Origin of the sequence: Vogesella sp. XCS3 (assembly GCF_020616155.1) — a bacterium.
In the GTDB taxonomy this organism is placed as follows: domain Bacteria; phylum Pseudomonadota; class Gammaproteobacteria; order Burkholderiales; family Chromobacteriaceae; genus Vogesella.
The window spans coordinates 3,443,503-3,457,686 of the sequence record NZ_CP085530.1 but is presented as its reverse complement, the minus strand read 5'-3'; the positions used below and the strand labels follow the sequence as shown (position 1 = coordinate 3,457,686).

The 14,184-nt window shown below is 62.1% G+C and carries 11 protein-coding genes; 6 read left to right on the top strand and 5 right to left on the bottom strand.

Annotation, left to right across the window (positions count from 1 at the left end):
- Positions 1-9 precede the first annotated feature (9 nt).
- From LCH97_RS16490 to LCH97_RS16480, 3 genes are read right to left on the bottom strand one after another with little or no spacing between them, the layout of a single operon-like run.
- Positions 10-1,392, bottom strand: coding sequence for an efflux transporter outer membrane subunit (locus LCH97_RS16490; RefSeq protein WP_227302595.1), 1,383 nt, complete (start codon positions 1,390-1,392; stop codon positions 10-12).
- Positions 1,382-4,513 carry an efflux RND transporter permease subunit gene (locus LCH97_RS16485; protein WP_227302594.1) on the bottom strand — a complete coding sequence of 1,044 codons (3,132 nt, stop codon included), beginning with the start codon at positions 4,511-4,513 and terminating at the stop codon, positions 1,382-1,384. The genes LCH97_RS16490 and LCH97_RS16485 overlap by 11 nt, the downstream gene beginning before the upstream one ends.
- 17 nt (positions 4,514-4,530) lie before the next feature.
- Positions 4,531-5,694, bottom strand: a complete 1,164-nt coding sequence (locus LCH97_RS16480; RefSeq protein ID WP_017509846.1) for an efflux RND transporter periplasmic adaptor subunit — start codon at positions 5,692-5,694, stop codon at positions 4,531-4,533.
- Positions 5,695-6,009: 315 nt separating this feature from the next.
- On the opposite strand from LCH97_RS16480, the gene LCH97_RS16475 reads away from it, so the two are divergent.
- The 6 genes from LCH97_RS16475 (at position 6,010) to LCH97_RS16450 (ending at position 12,095) form a co-directional block, all read left to right on the top strand.
- The gene (locus tag LCH97_RS16475) at positions 6,010-6,657 is read left to right on the top strand and encodes a TetR family transcriptional regulator (RefSeq protein ID WP_017509847.1); all 648 of its coding nucleotides are present in this window, start codon (positions 6,010-6,012) and stop codon (positions 6,655-6,657) included.
- A 46-nt stretch (positions 6,658-6,703) separates the two neighbouring features.
- Complete coding sequence (locus LCH97_RS16470; protein ID WP_227302593.1) at positions 6,704-7,606, top strand: ABC transporter ATP-binding protein; 903 nt, start codon at positions 6,704-6,706, stop codon at positions 7,604-7,606.
- The gene (locus tag LCH97_RS16465; RefSeq protein ID WP_017509849.1) at positions 7,606-8,361 is read left to right on the top strand and encodes an ABC transporter permease; all 756 of its coding nucleotides are present in this window, start codon (positions 7,606-7,608) and stop codon (positions 8,359-8,361) included. The genes LCH97_RS16470 and LCH97_RS16465 overlap by 1 nt, the downstream gene beginning before the upstream one ends.
- A gap of 40 nt (positions 8,362-8,401) precedes the next feature.
- A complete protein-coding gene (locus LCH97_RS16460; RefSeq protein ID WP_017509850.1) occupies positions 8,402-8,647 on the top strand; it encodes a BolA family protein in 246 nt (81 codons plus the stop codon).
- Positions 8,648-8,657: 10 nt separating this feature from the next.
- Positions 8,658-9,917 (top strand): UDP-N-acetylglucosamine 1-carboxyvinyltransferase, encoded by a 1,260-nt coding sequence (gene murA, locus LCH97_RS16455; protein WP_227302592.1) that lies wholly within the window; start codon positions 8,658-8,660, stop codon positions 9,915-9,917.
- A gap of 198 nt (positions 9,918-10,115) precedes the next feature.
- Entirely contained in the window at positions 10,116-12,095 is a 1,980-nt protein-coding gene (locus tag LCH97_RS16450) for a methyl-accepting chemotaxis protein (protein WP_227302591.1), read from the top strand.
- A gap of 108 nt (positions 12,096-12,203) precedes the next feature.
- Here the strand turns inward: LCH97_RS16450 and LCH97_RS16445 are convergent, their stop codons facing one another.
- Entirely contained in the window at positions 12,204-12,761 is a 558-nt protein-coding gene (locus LCH97_RS16445; protein WP_227302590.1) for an adenine phosphoribosyltransferase, read from the bottom strand.
- A gap of 10 nt (positions 12,762-12,771) precedes the next feature.
- A complete protein-coding gene (locus tag LCH97_RS16440; protein ID WP_227302589.1) occupies positions 12,772-14,064 on the bottom strand; it encodes an NCS2 family permease in 1,293 nt (430 codons plus the stop codon).
- Positions 14,065-14,184 lie beyond the last annotated feature (120 nt).

The following is a 14,184-nucleotide window of genomic DNA, read 5'->3' as shown; positions in this document are numbered from 1 at the left end:
GAACGCGGCTTAGCCGGGCTGCCAGCCACCACCCAGTGCGCTATACAGGTTCACCACGGCACGCAGGCGGGCCAGACGCGCATCAGACTGGGCTTGCTCCAGCTGGAACACGCTGCGCTCGGCATCCAGTACTTCCAGATAGCTGCTATAGCCCGCGTCGTAACGCAGGCGCGCCAGGCGCAGTGCTTCGCGCATGGCGGCCAGCTGCTGGCTTTGCGCGGCTTCGGTTTCACGCGAGGTGCCCACCGCAGACAGCGCATCCAGCGTATCGGCAAACGCTGCCTGCACGGCCTTTTCGTAGGCGGCTAGCGCCTGCTTCTGGCGGGCGTTGGCCGCGTCTACCCCGGCGGCAATCTGGCCATTATTGAAAATGGGCGCCGCCAGGTTGGCCGCAAAGTTCCAGGTTTGTGCCGGGCCGGTAAACAGCTTGGACAGCTCGAGACTGGCACTACCCAGGCCAGCCGACAGGCCGATGCTGGGGAAGTAAGCCGCGCGCGCTACGCCGATACGGGCATTGGCGGCTACCAGCTGCGCCTCTGCCGCCGCGATATCCGGGCGGCGCAGCAGCAGGTCGGACGGCAGATCCGACGGTACGTCCAGCGGCACCGTCAAGCCATCCAGCGCCTTGCCGCGCGCCAGCGGGGTAATCAGCTCGCGCGGGTTCACCCCGGTGAGTACCGCCAGCGCGTGCTCGGTTTGCCGCACTGCCTGTTGCAGGCGCGGTACCGCAGCACGGGCAGAGGCAGCCTCGGCTTCGGCCTGTTTCAGCTCCAGCTCGGAGGTCATGCCGCCGTTAAAGCGCTTCTTGCGCAGCGCCAGGCTTTCCTCGCGGCCGCGGAGCGTGGCTTGCACGGCGGCCAGCTGTGCATCGTAGCTCAGCAGCTGGAAGTAGGTGGCGGCCACCTGGGCGCTCAGCGACTGGCGCGCGCCGTCCAGCAGGCGCTGGCTTTGCGCCAGGTCGGCGTTGGCCGCCTCGCGCTTGCGCGCTTCCTTGCCCCACAGGTCGAACTCCCAGCTGGCGGACAGGCCACCGTTGTAGCTTTCGCCAATGGCACCGGCACCACTGCTGTAGCGCGAGGTTTGCGCGCGGGCACCGCCCAGGCTGGCATTGACCTGCGGCAGCTGGCTGGCACGGGCGGCGCCGGCCGCAGCCGCGGCCTCTTCCACGCGCGCGGCCGTTTGCTGCAGATCACGGTTGTATTGCTGGGCATCGGCAATCAGGCGGTTCAGCGTGGCATCGCCAAACTGGCGCCACCAGTGCGCGTCTACCTGCACCTGCTGGCTACCCTGCGGCAGTGGCAGGCTGGGGCGCTGGTAATCCGGGCCGACTGCGGCGCAAGCCGACAGCGCGGCGGCAACCAGCAGCGGCATCAGGGCTTGCTTAAACTTCATGTTTTTCTCCTTGTTTGGCGGCCTTGCCCTGCGACATCTGCATGATCAGCTTGAAGAACAGCGGGATGAACAGCGCCGCAATAAAGGTTGCGGCCAACATGCCGCCAATCACGCCGGTACCGATGGCGTGACGGCTGGCCGAGCCGGCACCGCTAGAAATAGCCAGCGGTACGCAACCCAGAATAAAGGCCAGCGAGGTCATCACGATGGGGCGGAAGCGCAGCTTGGCGGCGTCGATGGCGGCGTCGGCCAGGCTCATGCCCTCTTCCATCTTGATGACGGCGAACTCCACGATCAGGATGGCATTCTTGGCCGCCAGACCGATCAGCGTGACCAGCGCTACCTGGAAGTACACGTCGTTAGCCAGGCCGCGCATCCAGGTGGCCAGCAGCGCGCCAAACACGGCAAACGGCACCGCGGTGAGCACGGCAAACGGCAGCGTCCAGCGTTCGTACTGCGCCGACAGGATCAGGAACACCATCAGCAGCGCCACCACAAACACCATGGACGACGAACCACCGGTGGATTTTTCCTGGAAGGCCGAGCCGGTCCACGCCAGGGTATAGCCGTCCGGCAGCACTTCCTTGGCCAACTGCTCCATGGCCGCCAGCGACTCGCCCGAGCTATAACCCGGTGCCGGGCCGCCCACGAACTTGGCTGCCGGGAAGGCGTTGTAACGGTCTACCACTTCGGGGCCGGTACGCTGCTCGATGGTGACCAGGCTGGTCAGCGGGATCATCTGGCCGTTCTGGCCACGCACGAACACATTGCGCAGGTCTTCCACGCTATCGCGGAAGTCGGCTTCGGACTGCAGCTGCACGGTAAAGATGCGGCCGAACTTGCTGAAGTCGTTCACGTACAGCGAGCCGAAGGTACTGCTCATGGCGTCGAAGACGTCCCCTACCGCTACGCCCAGCGATTTGGCCTTGTCGCGGTCCAGCTGCACGTTCAGCTGCGGCACGTTGGCCGAGAAGGTGGTTTGCACGCCAGCCAGCTCGGGGCGTTTGGCTGCCGCCATCATCAGCTTTTGTGCCTGCTGGGCCAGCTCGGCGCTGGTAGCACCGTTACGGCTTTGCAGATAGGCCTCGAAACCGCCGGTAGACGACATGCCGGAAATCGGCGGCGGGTTAAATGCCAGCACCAGGCCTTCCGGCACCATCATGCCTTTCTGGAACACATCGCCGACCACCGCCTGTGCCGATAGGTTGGGCGCTTTGCGCTCGTCCCACGGTTTCAGGGTAATGAAGGTCACACCGGTGTTGCTGCGGTTGGTACCGGACAGGATGTCGAAGCCGGCAAAGCTCATCACGTCTTTTACCGCCGGGTTGGCCGCAATCTGCTTGTCGAAGCGGTTCATCACGCTCTGGGTGCGGTTGATGGCCGCGCCGTCGGGCAGGATGGTGGCCGCAATGATGTAGCCCTGGTCTTCCTCGGGGGCCAGCGACGACGGGATCAGCTTGAACAGCCATACCGAGGCGCCAATCAGCACGCCGAACATCACCAGCGCCAGCAGGCTGCGGCGAATCAGGAAGGACACGCCGTTGCCGTAGCTGGCGGTCATGCGGTCGAAGAAGCGGTTGAAGCCGTCAAAGAAGCGGTTGCTGTGCTGGTGCTCGGGCTTGAGCATCAGCGCGCACAGTGCCGGGGTCAGCGTCAGCGCCACAATGCCGGAGATGGTCACCGAGATGGCAATGGTGATGGCGAACTGCTTGTACATCTGGCCGGCAATACCGCCCAGGAAGGCCACCGGGATAAACACCGAGCACAGTACCAGCACGATGGCAACCACCGGGCCGCTCACTTCCTTCATCGCCTGCAAGGTAGCCTCGTACGGCGGCTTGCCCTCTTGCGACATGATGCGCTCGACGTTTTCCAGCACCACGATGGCGTCATCCACCACGATACCGATGGCCAGCACCATGCCGAACAGCGTCAACGTGTTGATGGAATAGCCAAAGATATACATACCGGCAAAGGTACCCACAATGGATACCGGTACCGCCAGGCCCGGGATCAGCGTGGCGCGCCAGTTCTGCAAGAACAGGTACACCACGGCAAACACCAGCACCATGGCTTCGGCCAGCGTGTGAATCACCTCGTCGATGGACACTTCCACAAAGCGGGTAGTGTCGTACGGAATGGCGTAGGACAGGCCCTGCGGGAAACGTGCGGCCAACTCGTCCATACGCTGCTGTACCGCCTTGGCGGTGTCCAGCTGGTTGGCACCCGGTGCCAGGTTGATACCGATAGGAATAGTGGGGCGGCCATTGTGCAGGCCGGAGAAGTCATACGACAGCGCCCCCAGCTCTACCCGTGCCACATCTTTCAGGCGTACCTGCTGCCCGCCACTGCCGCTACGCACGATGATGTTCTCGAACTCGGACACCTCGCTGAAACGGCCCTGGGTGGTAATGGTGTAGGTAAAGTCAGGCTGCGTGCCCGCAGTCGGGGTGCCCCCCACCTTGCCGGCGGCAAACTGCGCGTTCTGTTCGCGAATGGCGCGCGCCACATCACCCGGCGTGAGGTTCAGCTGCGACAGGCGGTCCGGGCGCAGCCAGATACGCATGGCGTAGTCCTGGCCGGCAAAGTTGGTCACCTGGCCCACACCCGGAATACGCTTGAGCTCGTCCACCACGTTCAGCAGCGCGTAGTTGCTCATGAACAGGGTGTCGAAGCGTTTGTCCGGCGAATACAGCGAGATCACCTGCAGGAAGGTCGCGGCCTGCTTGCGCACGTTCACGCCCTGGCGGCGTACTTCTTCCGGCAGCGACGACAGCGCGGACTGCACGCGGTTGTTCACGTTAATGGTGGCCTGGTCGGGGTTGGTACCGATCTTGAAGGTAACCGTTACCGTGAGGCGGCCGTTACTGGAGCTGGTGGACTGCAGGTACAGCATGTCGTCCACGCCGTTAATGGCCTGCTCCAGCGGCGACGCTACCGTATCGGCAACGACTTCGGCAGAGGCACCCGGGTAGTTGGCCGTCACCGCTACCGACGGCGGCACGATCTGCGGGTATTGCTCCACCGGCAGCGCCCGCATGCCAAAGAAACCGGCCAGCAGGATGACGATGGAGATCACGCTGGCAAAAATCGGCCGGCGTACGAAAAAGGCTGAAAACATGGTGTGCTTCCCCTTGGTTAGCCGTTAGCCGGCGCAGAAGCAGGTTTGGCCGCTTGCGGCACCACCTTGGCACCCGGGCGCAGCTTGATCAGGTTATCCACGATTACCTGCTCGCCCGCTTTCAGGCCGCCCTCCACGATAAAGCCGGCTGGCGTGGCTTCACCCAGCTGCAGCGGGCGCGGCTGGGCGGTGTTGTCCTTGCCCACCACCCATACCATCTTGCCCTGCTGGCTGGATAGCACGGCTTGCTGCGGCACTACCAGTGCGCCCAGACGGGTCGCGCCCTTCAGCTGGACGCGTACAAACTGGCCGGGGCGCAGCTGGCCTTGCGGGTTGGCAAAGGTGGCGCGCGCGGCCGAGGTACCGGTGGCAGGGTCGATCACGCGGTCGGCGTAGTCGATGACGCCATCACGGCCGTACTGTGCGCCATCCGGCAGCTTCAGGCTGACGGTGTAGCGGTTACCTGCCGGCAGGCGCAGCTTGCCCTCTGCGGCCAACTTCTGTGCCTTGAGCACGTCGTTGTCAGACAGCGAGAATTTCACGTAAATCGGGTCCAGCTGCGAGATACGCGTCAGCAGGCCGCCCTCGCCCGGCTGTACCAGGCTACCTTCGGAACGCACTTCGGCGCTGGTTACGCCGCCGATCGGCGCGGTCACACGGGTGTAGTCCAGGTTGATCTGGGCACTTTTCAGCCCGGCGCGTGCCGCCGCTACCGAGGCTTTGGCGCTGGCCAGTGCGGCTACGGCGTCGTCACGGTCTTTCTGGCTGACAGCGTTTTCCTTGAACAGCGGAATCACGCGGTCATGGTCTTGCTGCGCGCGAATCAGGCTGGCTTCCTGCAGCTTCAGCGCGGCCGCCGCCTGGTCTACTGCGGCCTGGTACGGGGCGGCATCAATCTGGAACAGCAGGTCACCGGCCTTGACGGTGCTGCCTTCGGTGTAGGCACGGCTCTGCAGAATGCCGGACACGCGGGCGCGTACTTCCACCTCGCGCGAGCCGCTGGTTTGCGCCACGTACTCGCTTACCAGCGGCACATCGGCCGCCTGCATGGTTTTTACCGACACCGGCATAGGGGGCATCTGGCCGCCATGGCCGCCCGCCTGGCCAGCAGGTTGGCCGCAAGCAGCCAGCAAGACAGCCAGAGGCAACAGTGCGGCGTGGTTCAGTTTGGTGGGTATCACGGAACGCTCCTTGATAAGAGAAGGGTTTTGCCTGACAACAATGCAGGCTTATTCAACGCAAATTAGCCGGGCGGGCAACAGGGCCCACCCGACGGTGTGTGATGGTTTTCAGTGTAGCCGCTGGCTGCACAATTCAAGTGACATGACAGCAGACAGTATCGGTACGTTTGCGGCAATGCAGCATACATTCAGGCAGCACATTGGCGATTTTGGTGCGATAATACATACATTCACGTATGTATGTAAACAAACAGTACTGCAGACGCCGCAGTTTGTCGCTATCCTTACGCCCGCTTTGATACCCCTTTTATCGATATGGCCAGAAGAACCCGCGAAGAAGCCGAACAAACCCGCCAGCTGCTACTGGATACCGCCGAAAAGGTATTCTGGGAGCAAGGCGTGGCCGCCACCTCGCTGACCGACATTGCTGCGGCAGCGGGGTTGACGCGTGGTGCAATCTATTGGCACTTTGCCAACAAGCTGGACCTGTTCAATGCGCTATGCGACCGCATCGTGCCGGCGCTGGAAATCATCGACGGCATCTTGCTGGATACCCATTACAACCCGGCGGCGCGGCTGTGGCGGCACGTGCACGCCATGTTCGACCTGCTGTACCACGACCAGCGCATGCGCCGCATCTGCGCCATTCATCACATAGGTTGCGAGCAGGTCGGCGAAATGGCACCGCTGCTGCTGGAACAGCTTAGCTGGACGCAGGAAAAAGAAGCCCAGCTGACGCGGGTACTGGAAGAGGCCGGGCAGCAAGGACTGTTGCGTCCGGGGATCGTTCCCGCCCTGGCCGCCATCGGCCTGCACTCGCTGTACGGCGGCCTGTGCCATAGCTGGATGATCGCCATCGATAACGACACCATTCATCGCCATCTATCTGCCATGTTAAGCCCTTATTTTGTCGGGGTTTTCCAGGACGATTGCTGGCTACAGGGCGCTGCGCCCGCCGCCTGATTGGCGTATACTCCGCGCTTTCCCGCAGACAACACCGCATTTGGCCATGACCCACGCGATCAGCATCGAGTCTGTCAGCAAGCGTTTCGGAAGCTTGCAGGCACTGGATAGCGTCAGCTTCACCGTAGCGCAGGGCGAGTTCTTTGCCTTGCTCGGCCCCAACGGCGCCGGCAAAACCACCCTGATTTCAGCCATGGCTGGCCTGTCGCGCCCGGATAGCGGCCATATCCGCATCATGGGGCACGACACGGTAGCCAGCGCCCGCCAGGCGCGCATGACGCTGGGCGTGGTACCGCAAGAACTGGTGTTCGACCCCTTCTTCACCGTGCGCGAAGCGCTGACTTTCCAGTCCGGCTATTTCGGCATCCGCCACAACGACGCCTGGATCGACGAGCTGCTGCACAAGCTGGGCCTCACTGACAAAGCCGGCACCAATATGCGCGCACTGTCCGGTGGCATGAAACGCCGCGTGATGGTGGCGCAGGCGCTGGTGCACCGCCCGCCGGTGATCGTGCTGGACGAGCCTACCGCCGGGGTAGACGTAGAACTGCGCCAGAGCCTGTGGGCCTTTGTGCAGGAGCTGAACCAGGCCGGCCACACCATCGTGCTGACCACCCACTATCTGGAAGAAGCCGAAACCCTGTGCAGCCGCATTGCCATGCTGAAAAAAGGCAAGCTGCTGGCGCTGGAAAACAAAGACAAGCTGCTGGCGCACAGCGCCACCCGCGAAATCTCGCTGAAGCTGGCCGCAGCGCTGCCCGCCAGCCTGCAGCCGCTGAAAGTGCGCGAGGCGGATGGCCGCCACATTCTGCAGCTGGCCGATATTGCCCGCCTGGAAGACGTACTGCGCGAGCTGAGGTTGGCCGCAGTGGAGGTGCGCGAGCTGTCCATCCACGAAACCGACCTGGAACAGGTTTTTGTGAAAATGATGCATGGGGGGCGCGTGTGATGCACGGCTTCATGACGCTGTTCAAAAAAGAAATCCTGCGCTTCTGGAAAGTGGCCTTCCAGACCGTGATGGCGCCGGTACTGACCGCCCTGCTCTACCAGCTGATTTTCTCGCATGTGCTGTCGCAGCACGTTGAAGCCTACCCGGGCGTGAGCTATACCGCTTTTCTGATACCGGGCCTAGTGATGATGTCGATGGCACAGAATGCCTTTGCCAACAGCTCGTCCAGCCTGATACAGAGCAAGATCACCGGCAATATCGTGTTCCTGCTGCTGCCACCGCTGACGGCGCTGGAATTTTTTGGTGCCTACCTGCTGGCCGCCATCGTGCGCGGCCTGGTAGTGGGCGCTGGCGTACTGGCGGTAACGGCCTGGTTTGGCCTGCCACTGCCTAGCCACCCGCTGTGGATTCTGGCCTTTGCCGCCTTAGGCTGTGGCGTACTGGGTACACTGGGCATTGTGGCAGGTATCTGGGCCGATAAATTCGACCAGTTGGCCGCATTCCAGAACTTTATCATCATGCCGCTGACTTTCCTGTCGGGGGTGTTTTACTCCATCAACAGCCTGCCACCCCTGTGGAAAACCGTGTCGCACCTGAACCCGGTGTTCTACATGATTGACGGCTTCCGCTACGGCTTCTTTGGCCAGGGTGATGTCTCCCCCTGGTTGTCGCTGGCTGTAGTGGGGGGCAGTTTTGCCGCACTGGCAAGCTGGTCCTTGTATTTGATCGGTAGCGGCTACAAATTACGCCAGTAAGCCCGCACCGTTTTTTGACAGCTTTCCTACAGGATTTACCATGGTTAGTGCAGACTATATCCAGAACGTCATCACCTCCACCCTCGCCTGTGAGCATATCCAGGTACTGGGTGACGATGGTACCCACTTTGAAGCAGTCATCGTCAGCCCCGAGTTTTCCGGCCGCAACCGTGTACAGCGTCACCAGCTGGTCTACAACGCATTGGGTGACCGCATGCGTGCCGAAATCCACGCGCTGTCGATGAAGACACTCAGCCCGGAAGAATGGGCGCAGCAACAAGGCTAAAAAAAACATAATGGAAAAATTGGTCATTCAAGGCGGCAACGGCCCGCTCAATGGTGAAATCCGCGTATCCGGCGCCAAAAACGCCGCCCTGCCCATCCTGTGTGCAGGCCTGCTGACCGCCGACACGCTGAAACTCAGCAACGTGCCGATGCTGCGCGATGTGTCTACCACGCAAAAACTGCTGCAAGGCATGGGCGTGCGCGTGATGACCGACAACGTGCACGAAGTCGAAATTACCGCGTCGCAGCTGGATACGCTGGTGGCCCCGTACGAGCTGGTCAAAACCATGCGCGCCTCCATCCTGGTGCTGGGCCCCATGCTGGCCCGCTACGGCGAGGCCACCGTGTCGCTGCCAGGCGGCTGCGCCATCGGTAGCCGCCCGGTAGACCAGCACATCAAGGGCATGGTCGCCATGGGGGCAGAAATCTCCATCGAGCACGGCTACGTGAAAGCCCGCGCCAAGCGCCTGCGCGGCGCGCATATCATGATGGACATGGTCACCGTTGGCGGTACCGAAAACCTGATGATGGCCGCCACGCTGGCCGAAGGCGTCACCATTCTGGAAAACGCCGCGCGCGAACCGGAAGTCGTCGACTTGGCCAACTGCCTGGTGTCCATGGGCGCCAAGATCCAGGGCATCGGCACCGACCGCCTGGTGATCGAAGGCGTAGAACGCCTGCACGGCGCACAACACGCCATCATGCCGGACCGTATCGAAGCCGGCACCTTCCTGGTAGCCGGGGCCATGACCCAGGGCCATGTGGTGCTGCGCAACGCCGCGCCGCGCGCCATGGACGTGATTCTGGACAAGCTGGCCGAAACCGGCGCCATCATCGAATGCGGTGACGACTGGATCTCGCTGGACATGAAGCGTCGCCCCAAAGCAGTGAACGTACGCACCCTGCCGCACCCTGCCTTCCCCACCGATATGCAAGCGCAGATGATGACGCTGAACACTATCGCGGAAGGCACTGCCGTGATGACGGAAACCATCTTCGAAAACCGCTTCATGCACGTGCCGGAGCTGAACCGCATGGGTGCAAATATCGAAGTGGAAGGCAATACCGCCATCGTCAAAGGCGTGGAAAAGCTGTCCGGAGCCACCGTCATGGCTACCGACCTGCGCGCCTCTGCCAGCCTGGTGATTGCCGGCCTGGTTGCCGAAGGCGAAACCGTAGTGGACCGCATCTACCACCTGGATCGTGGCTACGAGCACATCGAGGACAAGCTCAACGCCGTGGGTGCCAACATTACCCGCAGCAACAGCTAAGCATTGCTTGCTCCGCAAAAAAGCCCCGTCAGGGGCTTTTTTGTTTTTTATCCTGGCCGGGCAGGCAAGCTGCGCACAAAAGTCTAAAGTTTAAGATAGCCACAATCAGCCAGGCAGGTGGCCATGACGGTGCTGATTTCATTGCTCAAAGCAGTAAAAAGCCTGAATAATGTTGAATATCTTAAACGAGGATGAAACATGCGCCTCAGCATCAAAACCAAATTACTGCTCGGTGCCGGGCTGCTGGTCATGGTGGGCTTTGCCACCATTATCGGTTTGAACAGCTGGCTTACCCTGAAGCACGCCGAAAACAGCGTACTGGCACACGCCCGTACACAGGCCCAAGGCGAGGCCGACAAACTGCGCATCCTGCTGGAACGCGGTTATATCGCGGTAGAGGCGCTGGCCACCAGCATGCAAGCCCTACCCGGTAGCGCCACCCCCGACATGCGCAGCCTCGCCAGCCAGCAAACACGCGCCCTGCTGACACAGCACCCGGACGCAGTGGGGATTTTTACCCTGTGGGAGCCCAACGCCCTGGACGGGCGCGACAGCGAGATGGCGGGCAAGCCGGAAAACGACGCCCAAGGCCGCGCCGGCGTGTACTGGTTTCGCAAAGATGGCAAGGAAGACGCTGTCTGGGGCGCAGAAGACGTCGATAGCGACGAATACTACGCCAGCCCCAAAAGCAGCAAACAGCCGGTGATGACCGAGCCCTACGAAGACCGTGATATCAAGGTGCTGATGGCCACCCTGTCCTACCCCATCGTACGCGATGGCCAGTTCCTGGGTGTCACCGGCATCGACATGGGGCTGGGCAAGCTGCAAGCGCTCGCCGCCCAGGTCAAGCCATACGGCGACGGCTTCATGACGATCTACTCCAACAGCGGCATGGTGCTGGGCAGCGCCGACCAGGCCCGCGTGGGCAAAAAGGATGACAGCGTGCCCGCCGAGGCCATGGCCGCCATCCGGCAGGGTAAGGCTTACGAATACACCGAACAGGGTAGCCTGCACCTGATTGAGCCGGTCAACGTTGGCCGCACCACCCAGCCCTGGGCGGTACGCATCTCCATCCCGCTGGCCAGTGCTTTTGCCGACACCCGCGCCGCCACCTTGCAAACCGCCGGGCTCAGCTTGCTGGCACTGCTGCTGATCCTGCTGGCGCTGGCGCTGCTGCTGGGCAAGCTGGTGGCGCCGCTGGGCCGGCTGCAAAGCGCACTCAGTGAATTATCTGGCGGCGATGGCGACCTCACCCGGCAATTGCACATCAGCGGCCAGGACGAAATCGGCGCTTCCGCCAGCGCCTTCAACCACTTCAGCCAGGCCCTGCGACACATGCTGCTGGACGTGCGCGAGCGTACCGGCCAGGTCAATCAGGCCGTCACCGCCCTGGCCAGCGAAACGGCCGATATCAGCCAGCACTCCAGCCAGCAGGCGCAGGCCGCCACCCATACCGCCGGCGCTGTCAGCCAGCTATCCGGCAGCATCAGCCGTATTGCCGAATCGGCCCGTGCGGCAGAACAAGCCGCGCGCAGTGCGGGGGACGAGGCCGAACAAGTGGCCGATAGTGTGCACAGCACTGCCAGCGAGATTGGCCGCATTGCCGATACCATCCGCGGCATAGGCAGCGTACTGGACGGGCTGGAAAACCGCTCCGAGCAGATCAGCAGCATCGTGCAGGTGATCAAGGACATTGCCGAGCAAACCAATCTGCTGGCGCTGAATGCGGCGATCGAGGCCGCGCGGGCGGGCGAGCAGGGTCGCGGCTTTGCCGTGGTTGCCGACGAGGTGCGCAAGCTGGCAGAGCGCACGTCCTCGGCCACGGTGGAAATCGCCGCCAGCATTCGCCAGGTGCAGGAAGAAACCGCCGGCGCGGCCGGCAGTATGGATGACGCGATTCGCCAGGTAGAAAATGGCGTCATGCTGGCCGAGCGTGCCGCAGGCTCCATCACTCAGATTCGCAGCCACAACCTGGGCGTGCTGGACACGGTAGGCCATATTGCCGCGGCTACCGCCGAGCAATCGGCCGCCAGCCGCAGCATTGCCAGCCACATCGAGGCGATTCACGCCATGACGGCGGATACCGATGCCTCGCTGCTACACGCCAGCGGTGCGGTAGCCGACCTGCAGCGGCTGGCCGGCGAGCTGCAAAACCTGCTGGCGCGCTTCAAGCTGTAAGCACCTGCCAAGGTTGGCCGCAGCCGTGGCGCCATGCCCTGCGGCCAACCCAAATAAAAAAGCCCCGCTTGCTCGCGCAAACGGGGCTTTTGGCCGAGGCCGCAACGGCTAGTGGCCGTCGAACGAGCACACGGTAAACAGCGGGATATCCAGGCCGCGCATCAGATCGCCGCCGCCCAGCTCGGGCAGCTCGATGATGCCCGCGGTTTCCACCACGTCAGCGCCCAGGCGCTGCAGTAGTTTGTAACCTGCCATCATGGTGCCACCGGTGGCGATCAGGTCGTCGATCAGCACCACACGGTCACCCGGCTTTACCGCGTCGGTGTGCATTTCTACCGTCGCGTTGCCGTATTCCAGCTCGTACTCTTCCGCCACCGTGGTGAACGGCAGTTTGCCCTTTTTGCGGATAGGCACAAAGCCGACATTCAGCTCGTAGGCCAGCACCGAACCGATGATGAAACCACGCGCGTCCAGGCCCGCCACCATATCGATCTTCTCCCCCATATAACGGTGCACGAAGATATCGATCAGCATGCGGAAGGTCTTGGGGTTCTGCAGCAGCGGGGTAATATCGCGGAACATTACCCCCTCGCTCGGCCAGTTCGGCACGGTGCGGATCCAGCCCTTCAGATAGCGCGAATAGTCCAGGTTACTCAGGTTTTCCATGCTGTATGCCTTAGTGGAAGAACGCCAGCTTCACCACCCACAGACCGGCAATCACCAGTACCGCAGGCTTCAGGTCGGCAAAACGGCCAGCCAGGATCTTGATCACGGCGTAGCTGATAAAGCCAAAAGCGATACCGTCGGCAATGGAGAAGGTAAACGGCATGGCCACCGCAGTCATCACCGCCGGGGCGGATTCGGTCAGGTCGTCCCAGTTGATCTCGGCCAGGCCACGGGTCATCAGCACGGCTACATAGCACAGTGCCGGTGCGGTAGCGTAAGCCGGTACGGTCTTGGCCAGCGGCGAAATCCACAGGCAAGCCAGGAACAGGATGGCCACCACCAGCGCGGTCAGGCCGGTACGGCCGCCCACGGCGGTGCCGGCAGCCGATTCGATATACGCGGTGGTGGACGAGGTGCCCATCACAGCGCCGGCGGTAATGGCCACCGAGTCAGCCATCAGCGCGCGCTTCAGGCGTGGCAGCTTGCCGTCTTTGTCCAGCAGGCCGGCACGGTGCGACACACCAACCAGCGTACCGGTGGTATCAAACAGATCGACAAAGAAGAACACGAAAATCACGCCCAGCAGGCCAGCGGTCATGGCGCCTTGCAGGTCCATCTTCATGAAGGTCGGCTCGATGCTCGGCACCGGGGCAAAAATGCCTTCAAAGTTGGACAGGCCCAGCATGATGGACAGTGCCGTCACCGCCAGTACGCCGATGATGATGGAGCCGTGCACCTTGCGGTACTCCAGCGCCACGATGATGAAGAAGCCCAGAATGGCCAGCAGCACTTTCGGGTCGTGCATATTGCCCATGGTCAGCAGGGTGGCAGGGTGATCCACCACCACACCGGCGTTTTTCAGCGCGATGATGGCCAGGAACAGACCCACACCGGCCGAAATGGCAAACTTCAGCGACTGGGGAATGGCGTTCACGATGGCTTCGCGCACCTTGAACAGGCTCACCGCCAGGAACACGATACCGGAAATGAACACGGCGCCCAGCGCCGCTTCCCACGGCACGCCCATGCCTTTTACCACGGTAAAAGTAAAGTAGGCGTTCAGGCCCATACCCGGCGCCAGCGCGATCGGGTAGTTGGCCACCAGTGCCATGATGGCGGTACCCAGCGCGGCGGCCAGGCAGGTAGCAACAAACACGGCGTTGAAATCCATGCCGGTAATCGACAGGATGGCCGGGTTCACGATAACAATGTAAGCCATTGTCAGGAACGTGGTGAAACCGGCAATGACCTCGGTCTTGACGTCGGTGCCGTGCTCTTTAAGCTTGAAGAAGCTTTCTAGCATGATGACATGCCCTCCCCTCGTCTTTTGAGACGTAACTGTTTGAAAAACGCGCGATTTTAACCTGAAACGCTTGTTTGTTGCGCTGCAGTTTGTCTGCGGCAAGCCCTGCTTAACCACAAC

Excerpts from the sequence above, each read along its gene's own strand:
- LCH97_RS16490 (WP_227302595.1), bottom strand. The coding sequence starts at position 1,392 with ATGAAGTTTAAGCAAGCCCTGATGCCGCTGCTGGTTGCCGCCGCGCTG.
- LCH97_RS16485 (WP_227302594.1), bottom strand. The coding sequence starts at position 4,513 with ATGTTTTCAGCCTTTTTCGTACGCCGGCCGATTTTTGCCAGCGTGATC.
- LCH97_RS16475 (WP_017509847.1), top strand. The coding sequence starts at position 6,010 with ATGGCCAGAAGAACCCGCGAAGAAGCCGAACAAACCCGCCAGCTGCTA.
- LCH97_RS16470 (WP_227302593.1), top strand. The coding sequence starts at position 6,704 with ATGACCCACGCGATCAGCATCGAGTCTGTCAGCAAGCGTTTCGGAAGC.
- LCH97_RS16465 (WP_017509849.1), top strand. The coding sequence starts at position 7,606 with ATGCACGGCTTCATGACGCTGTTCAAAAAAGAAATCCTGCGCTTCTGG.
- LCH97_RS16460 (WP_017509850.1), top strand. The coding sequence starts at position 8,402 with ATGGTTAGTGCAGACTATATCCAGAACGTCATCACCTCCACCCTCGCC.
- murA (WP_227302592.1), top strand. The coding sequence starts at position 8,658 with ATGGAAAAATTGGTCATTCAAGGCGGCAACGGCCCGCTCAATGGTGAA.
- LCH97_RS16450 (WP_227302591.1), top strand. The coding sequence starts at position 10,116 with ATGCGCCTCAGCATCAAAACCAAATTACTGCTCGGTGCCGGGCTGCTG.
- LCH97_RS16445 (WP_227302590.1), bottom strand. The coding sequence starts at position 12,761 with ATGGAAAACCTGAGTAACCTGGACTATTCGCGCTATCTGAAGGGCTGG.
- LCH97_RS16440 (WP_227302589.1), bottom strand. The coding sequence starts at position 14,064 with ATGCTAGAAAGCTTCTTCAAGCTTAAAGAGCACGGCACCGACGTCAAG.